This window comes from Sporosarcina koreensis (assembly GCF_001531445.1).
In the GTDB taxonomy this organism is placed as follows: Bacteria; Bacillota; Bacilli; order Bacillales_A; family Planococcaceae; genus Sporosarcina; species Sporosarcina koreensis_C.
Genome location: NZ_LQYA01000116.1, coordinates 1 through 15,199, shown reverse-complemented (window position 1 = coordinate 15,199; position 15,199 = coordinate 1). Strand labels below are relative to the sequence as shown.

Genomic DNA, 15,199 nt, shown 5'->3' with positions numbered 1-15,199 from the left:
AAGAATGGAAGAGCGCAAAAAGCAACGCACCTGCCAGTCCTCCTCCGAGAGCTCCGCTTCTAGATGCAATCCCTTCATTTGTGACAAGCACTTTCCATGTCTCTTTAAATGCCGAATTGGACATGAGCACTTTGCTTTCATATAGTTCTTTGAATAAATAGATGTGGCTGAATAATAACAAACTTGCCAATATGAAAAGACTTCCGCCGACAATCCGGTTTTTCCAACCGACCGTCTTCCGTTTCACCATGAAGAGCAGCGCCTGTACAATTAATAAGAGCGGGATGGCTCCATGCCAATTCCCGAATAGCAGTCTTGTGAAAGAGGATAGACCCCTTCCGACGATGCCGAACTCAAAAATAATGATGATAGCCAAGCCGATCATCGTTAAACCTGCCACTTCGTACAGCAATGGATGGAGGCCGTCATCCTTCTTTTTTGAAGCGGCTGCCTTTTTCTTTTTCTTTGTTTTTTTGGACATGTCACTTCTCCTTTCGAAAAAAGGATTTCCCGCCGTCCGGTCGGCATGGAAATCCTTTTCTTCTTGTTGCGCTTTTCATCTAGACTCTGGCGACTCGAGGGACTAAGCGGCCGCCTTCGCTTTTGGATTAATATTCCATAATAATCGGAATGATCATCGGTCTTCTTTTCGTTTGTTGGAATAAATAAGAGCTCAATGTATCGCGGATCTCTTGCTTTATGTTTGTCCATTCGAACGTATCTTTATTCACATACTTTTCCACGATTTTCCTCACAAGGTTTCGAGACTCATCGAGCAGTTCCTCAGACTCCCTCACATATACGAATCCTCGGGAGACGATTTCCGGGCCGGCAGCAATTCTCTTCTGTCTGCGGCTTAACGTGATGACGACAGTAAAAATCCCATCTTGCGACAATAGCTTTCTGTCACGCAACACGATATTGCCGACATCTCCGACCCCGATTCCGTCAATGAGGATATTGCCGGCTTGTACACGGCCGCTCATTCTCATCTTGTCGTTTTTATATTCGACAATATCCCCTTTATCCGCTATGAAGATCTGGGACTTTTGCAATCCGATCTGCTGAGCGAGCTTAGAATGCGCAATGAGCATTTTATATTCCCCTTGGATGGGAATGAAATACTTCGGCTGCATCAAATTCAACATTAATTTCAAGTCTTCTTGACTGCCGTGTCCGGATACATGTACATTCTTCGAAGCTGTAAGGACGTTCGCCCCAGCTTTCGATAATTCATTCGCCATCTGATACATGGACACTTCCATGCTAGGAGATGGTGTGAATGTAATAAGGACTGTGTCAGTATCTTTGATTTTAATATCTTTATGGTGTTTGCGGACGATTTTTTCAAGTGCGTCGAGCGGTTCGCCTTGATTGCCCGTCACGATAATCACGATTTGATCATCGGAATATTTACCGATATCTTTCACGGAAATGACCGTTTCTTCATCAATTTGCAAATACCCTAACCGCTTCCCGACTTCAAAATAGCTTTCCAAACTCTTTCCGACGACGGCCACTTTCTTGCCTGTTTCGAGCGCCTTATCGAAAACCTGCTGAATCCGAATGAAGTTGGAGGCGTACAAGGCAACGAGAATGCGACCTTCCGCTGCATGGAATGTAGTTGACAACCGATCTTCAATGACGGTTTCGGATGTTGTATAGCCCGGACGTTCAGCTTCATTCGAATCGGACATGAGAATGAAGACGCCTTCTTCGCCCAATGCAGCCATTTTAGCGATATCCGGACGATACTTCCCTTTTGCAGATTGGTCGAATTTGAATTCGCCCGTATGGACGATAGCACCTTCACTCGTATGGAAGACGATGCCCAGGGAATCCGGAATGCTATGAGTCGTATGGAAAAACGTCACATACGTCTGTTTGAAATTCATCCGGCTTTTATTCGTCACTTCAAAGAATTTCACGCCTGCCGGTGCCGGCATCTCTTTCAGATGCTCTTTGGCAAGGGCGAGCGTAAGCTTGGAACCGTACACGGGAGCCTGCACTTTTTGAAGCAGGTAGGCGATGGACCCGATCGCATCTTCGTGTCCGTGCGTCAAGAAGATCCCTTTCACCCGATCTTTATTTTCCTCGATGTATGCCAGGTCCGGAATGACGATGTCAATGCCGAGCATTTCTCCTTCAGGGAACATAAGTCCTGCGTCTACGATGAATAGTTCATCATCGATTTCGATGACGTACATCGCTTTTCCGATTTCCCCGACCCCTCCCAGCGGAATTACTTTAATTATTTCGTTTTTCGTTTTTGCCACTTTGCTTCCTCCTATACTTTGATTGAAAAAGACTGGTGTTGGATCTGAACCGTCTATGTATGCAATTCTTGCGATTGTAAAATGGTCGCCTATGCTTTCTTATTTAAATTCCAACTGTCCATTTTCATTATTATTAGGTTGTTGCTTATACCCGTCCACAACGACTAAGTTTCATTATACGTGAGAATGCCCCAACTACACAAACAAAAAAAGCCGGTGATTGCTACCGGCTTTGATTTATTGAAAAATATGCTCGTTTCTTTTAAATGTATTCCACACTTCGTCGAAGGCAGCGGAATCTTTTCCGAAAGCTGTCAACGGCATTCGTACTCCACCTGTCTCGATTCCCAGCTTGGCAAGGGCATATTTGACCGGGACAGGGTTAGGAGCGGAAAACACAGCGTGGAATAATGGCAGCAATGTTCTATGCATCAATGCGGCCGTAGTCGTATCACCGTCTTTGAATGCACGAATCATTTGCTGCATTTCAGCACCGGCGATATGGGATGCGACAGAGATAATGCCATCTCCGCCGATCGATAGTAGCGGCAACGTCAATGCATCGTCTCCGCTGTACACTTTGAAGCCATTATCCGTGCCTGTTATGATAGCGGACATTTGATCAAGACTGCCGCTCGCTTCCTTAACAGCCCGGATATTTTTGATTTTCGATAATTCGATGACGGTTTCCGCCTCCATATTGACCGCGGCTCTGCCAGGGATGTTATAGAGTAGAATCGGCAGGTCCGTAACACTAGCAATATGAGTAAAATGCGTGACAATCCCTTTTTGATCGGGCTTATTGTAATAAGGAGTAACAAGCATGATGCCATCCGCACCAAGCTCATCCGCCTGTTTTGTTAGTTTAACTGTTTCCGCTGTATTAAAGGTCCCGGTGCCTGCAATGACAGGAATCCTTTTTCGGACGATTTCAATTGCATATTTAAATATATCCGATTTTTCTTGATGGTTTAACGTGGGCGATTCCCCCGTAGTTCCACAGACGATCAAGGAATCCGTCCCCGTCGCGATCAAATGCTCGATCAATCGCTCCGTCAAGTCAAAATCGATGCCCCCAGACTGAGAAAAAGGAGTGACCATCGCTGTGCCTATTTGTCCAAGTTCCAATCTGACCATTCCTTTTCATGGATTTTATGTTGAAGCACTCGCTTCGGTGTTCCATGACTGTTTTACCCTTTCAATCTTACTTAATCAATTCCTCAGCGATTTGGACGGAATTGAGTGCTGCGCCTTTCAATAAGTTATCTGATACGATCCACATATGGAATCCGCCCGGTTGTTTCGGATCTTTCCGAATGCGGCCGACGAAAACTTCATCTTTCCCTTCAGCGAATAACGGCATCGGATACAATTGTGCGGATGGGTCATCCTGGACAACAATCCCTGGTGCCTTTTCCATTGCGGACCGGATATCGTCAACAGTTGCGTTTTCATCATTTGTTTCAATATAGACCGATTCCGAATGGCCTGTCACAACTGGAAGTCGGACACAAGTTGCAGTAACTGCCATCTGTTCGTCGCCGAATATTTTTTTCGTTTCATTCATCATTTTCAATTCCTCTAATGTGTACCCCGATTCATCAAACATATCGATCTGTGGAATGGCATTGAATGCAATCGGGTAATGGCGTTCTGCAGAAGCACTTGGAAGCAACTCCGCTTTGATATTCGCACGTTCCTGAAATTGAGTGCTTTGCTGATCAAGCTCATCGATCGCTTCAGCACCCGCTCCTGAAACTGCTTGATACGTCGATACAATGATCCGGTTAATGCCGAATTTCTCCTTGATCGGCTGAAGCGCCGCAACCATTTGGATCGTCGAACAATTCGGATTCGCAATGATTCCTGAATGGTCCTTCAATGTTTGCGGGTTCACTTCAGGAACGACAAGCGGAATGTTTTCATCCATCCTGAACGCGCTTGTATTATCAATAACGACCGCACCATGTTTCACTGCTTCATTCGCAAACTTTTGGGAAATGGAGCCTCCCGCACTGAAAAATGCGATGTCGACGCCCTTAAAAGATTCAGGCACCGTTTCTTCAACGATATATGTTTGACCGCCAGCGGCAATCTCAATTCCCGCCGAACGTTTCGAAGCTAGTAATTTTATTGATTTCGCTGGGAAATTCCGTTCCAATAGTTTTTCAAGTATTTTCGTTCCCACTGCTCCAGTCGCTCCAACAATTGCCACATTCAGGTTTTCTTTATTCATCTCAATCTCCCTTTCATTTATAAGGACTATCGGATAAATATACAGTTTTTAGTTTAAAGATTCAATCGAATAAAATTCAATTTCATCAATCGATAAAACCGCATCCTATGTCCTATAAGAGTTCATTGGAGAAAGTATATCATATCCGGAAATTTTCTGCTTTGTATCTTTATTTTATTTATGAATAATTAATAATGGTTGTAGTTGCCGATGTTCGAGGGCGGCCGCAGCAGCGGGGACCATTAATGTAAAGTCGGAGATTAATGAATTCGGCTTTTTGAAAGGATCGTCCTGACCGAACGGGATGAAATATACATTCTTCATATTCAATAACTTCATGACGTTTGGACCGTTCAATCCTAACGCGTCATTTGTTGAAATGCCGAGCAGCACAGGACTGCCATTTCGCAAAGTAGCCTTAGCGGCCATTAATACTGGAGAGTCAGTGGCCGCGTTGGCAAATTTACTGATGGAATTGCCGGTCATCGGTGCAATTATCATGCAATCAACCGGGTTGCTTGGACCGAACGGCTCAGCCCCAACTATTGTGGAGATGACTTTTTCGCCAGTTGCTTCTTCAATTCTCGCGATCCATTCCTCGCCTGTACCGAATCGAGTCGCAGCGGTCAACACGGAATGTGTAATGACAGGAACAACAGTCGCCCCGTTGTCCTGTAAATCGCTGATGACCGGTAGTATTTGGTCATACGTACAATGGGATGCCGTAATACCAAGGCCAATTCTTTTCCCTTGTAGCATCTTATTCCCCTTTCATCTACTATTCATCCTCAGCAACGCTTCTGACAAAGCCTTCGCTGCATCTGCCGGAAAGTGTTTTCCCGGCAATCCGAGGTGTATTGTATAGTATTCATCAGGGGCATTTTCCCTTAGGCAACCAGGGGCAGATGCCAAATCATAAATGCGTAATGTGGAGTCTGTTCCGACTTGCAGCCATTTCGCGGGTATCGTATTTACGAGAATCCCTTTTAAGTCCACTATCCCAGTCGGCAATTGCATTGTTTTGTAGCCGATTGCAGCTGCTTCCCCAAGCTGGTCCTGAGAACGCGCCAAAATGGTAACAGAAGCGCCTAGCGATGAAAGTACAGCTGCAGTCATTTTTCCGACCTTGCCAAACCCGGCAATATGGAAATGCTCGCCTGAAATCCGTCGTTGTGCCGAAGAATAGTATTCAAGCAGAAATCCCTCTGCTGTCAAAACTGCATTTTCCCAGACGAACTCCACTTCCTTCAAATAGGGGCGAATGGTTATTCCCGCAGCTGTAAAAGGGGCAAGCCAATCAGAAGCGGCCACCCCCGGATAAAGAATTGCCGATTTAGTAATTTTGTCTACAGGAATGGTGCCTTCCATTTGCAGAATCGGAAAAACGATATGTGTTGGAGAGCATTCGTCAAGGATATCGGCTAACTGCTCCGAATAATCATTTCTGTCATAATGATGCACATCGAAGCCATGTTCCTTCATTATTCGGCTACATTCCGCTAATCTTCGGTCTGTTCCGATGAACAGCCAATTTCCATCAATTGTCGTCAAGATCAAATTCCCCCAGACTATGCGTTTTTCCAAATAGGATGCGATGCTCCCCGATCAAAACGATTTCACTCCACGGGATGAATTCTGATGTTTCCTGTTCCTTATTGCGGAATGGAAATCTTCCGAATTTCTTTTTCACTTCAAAGCCGATGATTGCGCCCGTTTTCCGATTGAAAATCAAATCCGTATCCGCAAGAAATCCATAGCGGATTCCTTCCTCCACTTGAATGAGCTCTTTTTGTGCCATTTCGGATAGCAGCATATCCTTGCCCCCTTCTAATTGTCCTGACTTATCATATGATTCAGGGGAGGCAAAGCTGCACATTTCTACAAATGGATTCTTTTCACTGTTTCTTTCGGAGCAATGATGGAAATCGAACGTGTTCGGGCAAATATCTCGCGTGCAATCTTATTGACATTCTCCAGTTGCACTTTATCGATTAATTCAACAACTTCATCAATCGTCTTATGGTCTAATAGAATCAGTTCATTCTTTCCGTTCCGGTGCATTCTGGATTCCGAACTTTCAAGGCCAAGCAGGAAACTGCCTTTCAATTGTTCCTTCGCATTCTGCAATTCCTGCCCTGTAACTCCGTCTTCCATAATTTCATCAATGAGCTGATCCATTGTCGACACCATCTCCTCCAAATGTTCCGGTCCCGTCCCCCCATATATGACGAATGAGCCAGTTGACATATACGATGAATAATACGAGAACACAGAATAGGCAAGACCCTTTTCCTCCCGGATCTTTTGGAACATCCGAGAGGACATCGTGCCGCCGACAATGCTATCCAGCAGGATCAAATCATGGAGTCGATCATCAGTAAGCGCCAAACCAGGATAGCCGATACAAATATGCGCTTGTTCAATATCTTTATATTTTGACGATGTTCCACTGTGGAAAACAGGATGCGTTTCTTCACTCGTATCTTCCGCCATATCGCCTGTCAGGAACTGATTGAAAAGATTTTCGATGAAGCCGATCAATTGGTCATCATAATTTCCCGCAATTGAAATGACGATATTTTCAGCAGTATAATGCCTTGCTATGTACCTTTCGATCATTTTCTTATTAAATGTATCAATCGTCTCTTTAATGCCGCCGATCGACCTTCCTATTGGATGCTCGGGGTACATGACAGACCAAAGACGTTCGTTGACATCATCATCAGGCGTGTCTTCCACTGACGCAATTTCATCCAAGATGACCGATTTCTCCCTCTGAATGTCTGTGCCGTCAAAACGGGAATTGAAAAACAAATCCGCCAATATTGTCAGCGCCTCTTCTGCATGATGATCGAGCACCGTCGCATAGTAGCACGTCATCTCTTTGGAGGTGTAGGCGTTTATATCCCCGCCTATTCGATCGAACTGCTCCGCGATCATTTTTGCACTGCGCGTTTTTGTTCCTTTGAAAAGCATATGTTCAACGAAATGGGAGAGTCCCCATTCCTTTTCCGTCTCATTGATGGAACCGGCTTTTACAAAAAGGCCGATTGCTACTGAACGGACATATGGCATCTTTTCATGAATGATTCTGATGCCGTTTTCACTTATCTGTTTTTGTATCATGCTTTACCCCCGTGAAAGAATAAAAAGCCACCATCTTCACACCATCGCAAAGAGGGGCTTTCCATTATAGTATGCTAATCGGTTATTCGTTTTTCCCTTTTTCCGCCGCTTCTTTCTCTTCTTTCAAAACGACTTTGCGGGAAAGGTTCACACGACCTTGGTTGTCGATTTCGATGACTTTGACGAGTAGTTCATCGCCCATTTTCAATACATCCTCAACAGCCTTCGTACGCTCTTCCTGAATTTCGGAAATATGGAGAAGTCCATCTTTGCCAGGGAAAATCTCTAGGAATGCACCGAATTTCTCGATTCGTTTCACTTTCCCTAAATAATACTCTCCGACTTTTGCTTCACGGACGATATTTTCAATCATCGCCTTCGCTTTTTCATTCATATCCGAATTAGGAGAAGAAATGTAGATCGTGCCATCCTGTTCCGTATCGATTTTAACACTTGTTTCTTCGATGATCTTATTGATCACTTTTCCGCCAGGTCCGATGACATCACGGATCTTGTCAGGATTGATGCGGATCATGATGATTTTCGGCGCATATTGGGAAAGTTCTTCACGTGGTGTAGAAATTGTCGACATCATATGATCAAGGATGTGCATCCGTCCGATTTTCGCTTGCGTTAACGATTCTTCTAAAATTTGACGGGAAAGCCCTTCAATTTTAATGTCCATTTGCAAAGCTGTAATCCCTTTTTCAGTTCCAGCCACTTTGAAGTCCATATCGCCGAGATGGTCTTCCATCCCTTGGATATCTGAAAGGACGGAGTAGTTGTCCCCTTTTTTCACAAGCCCCATAGCGATTCCCGCTACTGGTGCTTTGATTGGAATCCCTGCATCCATCATCGCCATGGTAGAGGCACATATCGATGCTTGGGAGGACGAGCCGTTCGACTCCAATACTTCCGCTACGAGACGGATTGTATATGGAAACTCTTTCTCATCTGGAATAATTGCTTCAAGTGCACGTTCACCGAGGGCACCATGCCCGATTTCACGACGGCCAGGTCCACGGATCGGGCCTGTTTCCCCTACACTGAAGTTCGGGAAGTTATAGTGGTGCATGAACCGCTTCGATTCTTCAAGTCCGAGTCCATCAATAATCTGTACTTCACCTAAAGCTCCTAATGTACAAACGCTGAGCGCTTGAGTTTGTCCACGTGTGAACAATCCTGAACCGTGTGTGCGCTGCAAGATGCCCACTTCCGAGGCTAGCGGACGGATTTCGTCCAATCCACGGCCATCAGGACGGACTTTTTCATCTGTGATTAGACGGCGGACTTCCTCTTTTACAAGGTGATCCAAAATATTCTTCACTTGCTTAATCGTCTCTTCATCCGACTCTTCATTTGTATAGTGTTCCATCACTTCATTTTTCACGGCAGTGATCGCTTCTTCGCGTGCGTGTTTTTCTTCTGTCTGGATCGCATTGATCAAATCAGATTCGCATTTGCCCTTCACTTCAGCTAGCAATGCTTCGTCCAGCTCGAATAATGTGATTTCCATTTTCTCCTTGCCGACTTCAGCAATGATCTTTTCCTGGAATTCAATCAACTGGATGATCTGCTCATGGCCGAACATGATCGCCTCCAGAATGACATCCTCCGCAACTTCCTTCGCGCCGGCTTCTACCATGTTAATGGCGTCTTTCGTGCCAGCGACGACAAGGTCTAGTTCGCTTGCTTCCAATTGTTCAGGAGTCGGATTCACGATGAACTCGCCATCGATGCGTCCGATTTGGACACCTGCAATCGGCCCTTCGAATGGAATATCGGAAATGGACAATGCGAGTGACGAACCGAGCATTGCTGCCATTTCGGATGTACAGTTCTGGTCAACCGACATAACAAGTGATATGACTTGTACATCATTACGGAAGCCATCCGCGAACAACGGACGAATCGGACGGTCGATGAGACGACTTGTCAATACAGCCTTCTCTGATGGACGTCCTTCACGTTTGATGAAGCCTCCTGGGATTTTCCCAACAGCGTATAATCTTTCTTCATAATTGACGGTCAATGGGAAGAAATCAAGCGCTTTCGGATTTTTTGAAGCAGTCGCTGTAGATAGGACGGTTGTGTCTCCGTATCGTACAAGTACGGCGCCGTTCGCTTGTTTCGCCAGCTGGCCCGTTTCAATTGTCAACGGCCTCCCAGCCCAATCAAATGTATAAACTTTTTTCTGTTCTGTCATTATGGTACCCCTCTCTAATTTCAAACATGGACATCATACGAAGTATGTATTACGTAGTAGTATATCAAAAAGAAGGACTTATGCGAAATATATCGTAATATTAATCGTTCAACAAAAAAAAGCGGGCAAGGCCCGCTTTTTCGTATGCATCTTATTAACGGCGAAGGCCGAGTTTGGCAATAAGATCACGGTAGCTTTGAACTTTAGTTTCGCGTAGGTATTTAAGCAATCTACGGCGAGTACCGACCATTTTATAAAGACCACGACGAGAATGGTGATCCTTCTTGTGTGTACGTAAATGGTTGTTCAAGTTGTTGATCTCTTCAGTAAGGATAGCGATCTGTACTTCAGCAGATCCAGTATCGTTTTCATGAGTTTTGAATTCGTTGATCAATTCATGTTTACGCTCTTGTGTAATAGCCATCCTTTTCACCTCCTAATAATTGAAATATCCCCAAATCCCGAGCAAACGTTGGTGATTCGAATTGCCAAGGAAAGGTTTGTGCTGTTGCACTGATTTATCATAACATGCGCGGATTGCGGATGCAACAGAGAAGTCCCAAATTACACCACTACTTTCCGTTTCAGGCGGACGCTTTCCAGGGGCATGGCTTCAGCCTCCTCACTTCGCTACGCTTCGTTGCGGGGTCTTCAGCTCATGCTTATCCCCTAGGAGTCGCCGCCTTGCACTCCAAGTAGCTGGAATCACGTTTAACAGATTATTAATACATCTTACTTAACAATTGTCTAGCGGTTTCCTTGTCCTTACTTATTTGTTCGATAAGTTCATCTACTGAATTGAATTTTTGTTCTGCCCGGATTCGAGCGATCCAATCGACAGTTGCTTCTTTCCCGTATAGATCAGAGCTGAAATCGAGCACATGGACTTCTACGTTTGGTTTTATTGTATCGGGATCGTGGAAGGTAGGTTTCACCCCGACATTGCAAACACCTTTATATGATTGACCGCCTACAGAAAACAGTACAGCATAAACGCCATTTGCAGGCAAGATCGTCTCTTCGTCGATGGAAACATTAGCCGTCGGGAACCCGAGCAGCCTGCCTCTCTTCTCGCCGTCTATGACGGTTCCAACCGTTCTGAACGGTCTTCCGAGCAATGAAGCGGTCTTTTCGACGTTCCCCTCGGAAAGAAGCTTCCGGATCCGGGTCGATGATATTTTCTCATCGGAATCCGTCACTTTTTCGATGACTGTCGTGCCATATTCGCCATTAGAAAGCGCCGCCATCTGTTCCATCGTACCTGCTCCTTTTGAGCCGAACGTGAAGTCGAATCCGGCAGTCACATGCTTAATGCCCAAGCCTTTAATGAAGATATCAATGAAGCTCTCCGGTGAAAGGGATGCAAGGTCCCAGTCAAATGTAACGATGAAGAGGGTGTCGATTCCCATTCCTTCTAGAAGGCGTGACTTTTCTGGATACTTTGTAATATAGCCGATCTTTTCTCTTCCCTTGCCAAATAGATGTGACGGGTGGGGATCGAATGTCATGACGGCGGAGCGGATACTCAGTTGTTCCGCTTTGGCTTTCGCTTCTTTGATAACTGTCTGATGTCCTTTGTGCAGCCCATCGAAAAAACCGATAGCTAGTGAAAAAGGGCCTTTATCATCGATAGTTGTTTGAGATGGATATTGCAAATGGTAAATTTCCATGAGACTCTCCCCTACTGATTGAATGGAAACATCTTTTCAGGTTTCATCAATCCTTCTTTTGTCGGATGGTTGCAATAGATGGCAATCGCCTTTTCCGATTTGGTGAAAACGATTTCCTCCCTATTTGCTAGTGAAGGATGCCGTGGTAATACTTGTCCGTTTACTATTTTACCATACAAGTCTTCGTCGATTTCGACAAATTCAAAATCTGCAAGCGCGTCTTCAAGCGGACGGATTTGTCGTTGAAGGGATTCTTGTTTTTTCAGCTGCTCCACTTCCTCAAGCGTCAAGCAATCTTCTTGAACGAAGTTCCCGGAAGCCGTCCGAACCAGCGTTGCCATATGGGCGGGAAATCCTAGCTTTTCTCCGATTTGCACGGATAACGTTCGGATATATGTGCCTTTTCCACATGCAATCCTGATCATGAACGTGATTTCTTCTCCTTCGAACAGCTCCCTGTCATCAAGCAATTCGATTTCGTATATATGTACAGTCCGCTCCGGTCTTGTAACTTCGATTCCTTTTCTGGCGTATTCATACAGCCTTTTGCCATTCACTTTTACAGCGGAATACATCGGTGGAATTTGAACAATCTTGCCGGTAAGCTGATCAAGCGCTTGAAGAAGCACTTCCCGGCTGAAGGTTTTATAGGAATCGTCTGACGAGACTACTGCGCCTTCTGCATCCTCTGTTTCAGTTGAAGTTCCGATCGCAACAGTGGCAATATACTCTTTGCCTGCATCGGTCACGTATTCCGCAACCTTTGTAGCTTGCCCAAGACAAATTGGCAGGACGCCTTCCACGTTCGGATCAAGTGTACCCGTATGCCCGACTTTTTTCATGCCTAAGATTTTCCTGAGTTTGAATACGCAATCATGCGAAGTCATCCCTTTTTGTTTCCATAAAGGCAGAATTCCATCCATGTATATCCTCCTTGTTTTAACTTACTTATACAAAATGGAGGAAGCCGGAAAGTCCATTCGGACGCCGACTTCCTCCAATCATTCATTCTTCTTCGCTATTCACTTGACGAAGCAGTGATTCGATACGATTTCCGTATTCGACAGAATCATCAAATGCAAATTCGATTTCCGGTGTCTTCCTAAGTCTGATCCGCTGCCCGATTTCCGTGCGGATAAACCCTTTTGCTTTTGACAGGCCGGCAAGAGTCGCCTCTTTTTCAGCTTCGTTTCCTAATACCGAAATGAAAATGGTCGCCTGTTGGAGATCCCCAGTCACTTCTACGTCCGTCACAGTGACGAAACCGATACGAGGGTCTTTCAATTTTTGGCTGATGATTCCGCCTAATTCTTTCTTCATCTGTTCAGCAACGCGATTCGCACGCATAGACATGGATGGTCACCCCGATTCTGTATCAATAATAATCAAGTATCATTTCTGTCATTTCCCATTCCGGATTCGATTCTAAAAAACGGATGGCTCTTCTTGTCTCCCCTTCGGCAGCGTCTTTTGATGAAGCTACCGAAACGAGAGCAAGAGTTGTTCGTTGCCATAAGTCTTGATGGTCGATTTCGGCGATGGAAACGTTGAATTCATTTTTCACGCGATCCGTCATTCTTTTCAAGATGGATCGTTTACCTTTTAACGAATGGACGTCAGGTATGAAGAATGTGCATTCCGCATAGACGATCATGCCCGCTTGATTTCCTCCATGACGAAGGCTTCAAAGATGTCGCCTTCCTTGATGTCGTTGAAGTTTTTAACTGTGATTCCACATTCATAACCTCTTGCAACTTCTTTGACGTCGTCCTTGAAGCGTTTCAATGTATCAAGTTCACCTTCGAAGATCACGATATTATCCCGTAGGACACGGACGCCTGCGTCACGGGTGATCTTGCCTTCCGTTACGTAGCTTCCCGCAATCGTTCCGATTTTCGAGACTTTGAATGTTTCACGTACTTCTGCTTGGCCGATTACTTTTTCCTCGTATTCAGGATCCAGCAATCCTTTCATCGCAAATTCGATTTCCTCAATCACTTTGTAGATGACGCGGTGCAATCTGATGTCGACGCCTTCTTCTTCAGCCGCACGTTTGGCATTGACATCCGGACGCACATTGAAACCGATGACGATCGCATTGGATGCTGCAGCTAGGGAAATATCCGATTCGTTGATCGCACCTGCTCCGGTATGGATGATTCGGACATTTACACCTTCGACTTCGATTTTCATAAGGGAAGCTGCCATCGCTTCGACGGTTCCTTGAACGTCGGCTTTGACGATCAGGTTCAATTCCTTCATTTCCCCTTGTTTCATCTGATCAAATAGATTATCAAGCGTCACACGTGTTTTTTCGCCACGCTGCTCCTGTAATGCGTCTCCTGCTCGTGATTCACCGATTTGACGGGCTGTCTTTTCGTCTTCGAAAACGACAAAGCGGTCTCCGGCCTGTGGTACATCGCTCAAACCTGTAATTTCTACCGGCGTGGATGGACCCGCATCTTTCACGCGGCGGCCAAGGTCGTTGATCATTGCACGCACTTTACCGAAAGTGTTTCCGACGACGATCGGATCACCTACACTGAGGGTACCATCCTGTACAAGAAGGGTTGCGACCGATCCACGGCCACGGTCCAATTGTGCTTCGATGACAGTACCTCTTGCGCGGATATTCTTGTTTGCTTTCAATTCCGCGACTTCTGCCACTAACAAGACCATTTCTAGAAGCTGATCGATTCCTTCGCCTTTTAAAGCGGAAATCGGTACGAAGATCGTGTCCCCGCCCCATGCTTCGGCTAATAGGCCATGCTCCGTCAACTCCTGCATGACACGGTCTGGATTTGCAGTCGGCTTATCCATTTTGTTCACCGCAACGATGATCGGCACTTCGGCTGCTTTCGCATGGTTGATCGCCTCAATCGTTTGCGGCATGACACCGTCATCAGCTGCGACGACAAGAATGGTAATATCCGTCACTTTTGCTCCACGCGCCCGCATTGTTGTAAATGCTGCGTGACCAGGTGTATCTAGGAATGTGATTTTCTTGCCTTCCGCTTTGATCTGATAGGCGCCAATATGCTGTGTAATACCGCCAGCTTCGCCTTGTGTCACTTTCGTATCACGGATCGAATCGAGAAGCGTCGTTTTACCGTGGTCAACGTGCCCCATGATTGTTACGACTGGAGGACGCTCTGTCAGTTCCGCTTCGGTTTCTTCGGATTCCTCGAAATAAATTTCCAGATCCGTTACATCGATGCGGATTTCCTCTTCTACTTCCACTTCGTATTCAGCACAAATCAGCTCGATCGCATCTTTATCCAACTCTTGGTTGATCGTCGCCATGACGCCAAGCATAAAGAGCTTTTTAATGATTTCAGAAGGTTCTCTGCCCAATTTATTAGCAAGTTCACCGACTGTAAGCGATTCATAGAATGTAATTTTTTCCGGTAGTGGCTTTTCCACTTTCGGCATCGGAGCTGGACGATGTCTTCTGCGCCCTTGGTTAATGCCGCGTGCCGGTGGTCTTCCGCCGCGTCCAGCCGGACGATTGCCACCTTGACCGCCTTGACCTGGGCGTTGGCCACCTTGTGCCGGGCGGTTGCCGCCTTGAGCACCTTGTCCTGGACGCTGACCGCCTTGTGCCGGGCGGTTGCCGCCTTGAGCTCCTTGTCCTGGACGCTGACCGCCTTGTGCCGGGCGGTTGCCGCCTTGAGCTCCTTGCCCT

The 15,199-nt window shown here is 45.8% G+C and carries 14 protein-coding genes and 1 pseudogene; all 15 read right to left on the bottom strand.

From position 1 onward, the window contains the following. A pseudogene (locus tag AWV70_RS13515) lies at positions 1-481 on the bottom strand (cell division protein FtsK); the annotation flags it as partial. Between the two features lie 127 nt (positions 482-608). Further along, positions 609-2,276, bottom strand: coding sequence for a ribonuclease J (locus AWV70_RS13510; protein ID WP_060208087.1), 1,668 nt, complete (start codon positions 2,274-2,276; stop codon positions 609-611). A gap of 237 nt (positions 2,277-2,513) precedes the next feature. After that, positions 2,514-3,404, bottom strand: coding sequence for a 4-hydroxy-tetrahydrodipicolinate synthase (gene dapA / locus AWV70_RS13505; protein ID WP_060208084.1), 891 nt, complete (start codon positions 3,402-3,404; stop codon positions 2,514-2,516). A 76-nt stretch (positions 3,405-3,480) separates the two neighbouring features. Beyond that, entirely contained in the window at positions 3,481-4,512 is a 1,032-nt protein-coding gene (locus tag AWV70_RS13500) for an aspartate-semialdehyde dehydrogenase (RefSeq protein ID WP_060208081.1), read from the bottom strand. Positions 4,513-4,686: 174 nt separating this feature from the next. After that, a complete protein-coding gene (locus AWV70_RS13495) occupies positions 4,687-5,271 on the bottom strand; it encodes a dipicolinate synthase subunit B (protein ID WP_060208078.1) in 585 nt (194 codons plus the stop codon). Between the two features lie 12 nt (positions 5,272-5,283). Further along, complete coding sequence (locus tag AWV70_RS13490) at positions 5,284-6,063, bottom strand: hypothetical protein (protein WP_060208075.1); 780 nt, start codon at positions 6,061-6,063, stop codon at positions 5,284-5,286. Then, positions 6,050-6,325: a YlmC/YmxH family sporulation protein gene (locus AWV70_RS13485; RefSeq protein ID WP_060208072.1), complete on the bottom strand. Its 276-nt coding sequence runs from the start codon at positions 6,323-6,325 to the stop codon at positions 6,050-6,052. The genes AWV70_RS13490 and AWV70_RS13485 overlap by 14 nt, the downstream gene beginning before the upstream one ends. Before the next feature lie 65 nt (positions 6,326-6,390). Continuing rightward, positions 6,391-7,638 (bottom strand): M16 family metallopeptidase, encoded by a 1,248-nt coding sequence (locus tag AWV70_RS13480; RefSeq protein WP_060208068.1) that lies wholly within the window; start codon positions 7,636-7,638, stop codon positions 6,391-6,393. 82 nt (positions 7,639-7,720) lie between these two features. Further along, positions 7,721-9,844, bottom strand: coding sequence for a polyribonucleotide nucleotidyltransferase (gene pnp, locus AWV70_RS13475; RefSeq protein ID WP_060208065.1), 2,124 nt, complete (start codon positions 9,842-9,844; stop codon positions 7,721-7,723). Positions 9,845-9,998: 154 nt separating this feature from the next. Further along, positions 9,999-10,268, bottom strand: coding sequence for a 30S ribosomal protein S15 (gene rpsO, locus AWV70_RS13470; protein WP_060208062.1), 270 nt, complete (start codon positions 10,266-10,268; stop codon positions 9,999-10,001). A 298-nt stretch (positions 10,269-10,566) separates the two neighbouring features. After that, positions 10,567-11,514 (bottom strand): bifunctional riboflavin kinase/FAD synthetase, encoded by a 948-nt coding sequence (locus AWV70_RS13465; RefSeq protein WP_060208059.1) that lies wholly within the window; start codon positions 11,512-11,514, stop codon positions 10,567-10,569. An 11-nt stretch (positions 11,515-11,525) separates the two neighbouring features. After that, on the bottom strand, positions 11,526-12,437 hold the full coding sequence (truB, locus tag AWV70_RS13460) for a tRNA pseudouridine(55) synthase TruB (protein ID WP_060208056.1): 912 nt from the start codon (positions 12,435-12,437) through the stop codon (positions 11,526-11,528). An 82-nt stretch (positions 12,438-12,519) separates the two neighbouring features. After that, positions 12,520-12,867, bottom strand: a complete 348-nt coding sequence (gene rbfA / locus AWV70_RS13455; RefSeq protein ID WP_060208052.1) for a 30S ribosome-binding factor RbfA — start codon at positions 12,865-12,867, stop codon at positions 12,520-12,522. Positions 12,868-12,889: 22 nt separating this feature from the next. Beyond that, on the bottom strand, positions 12,890-13,168 hold the full coding sequence (locus tag AWV70_RS13450; protein WP_060208047.1) for a DUF503 domain-containing protein: 279 nt from the start codon (positions 13,166-13,168) through the stop codon (positions 12,890-12,892). Then, on the bottom strand, positions 13,165-15,199 hold a 2,035-nt coding region (infB, locus tag AWV70_RS13445), incomplete at its 5' end, for a translation initiation factor IF-2 (protein WP_060208045.1). The genes infB and AWV70_RS13450, both read right to left, overlap by 4 nt.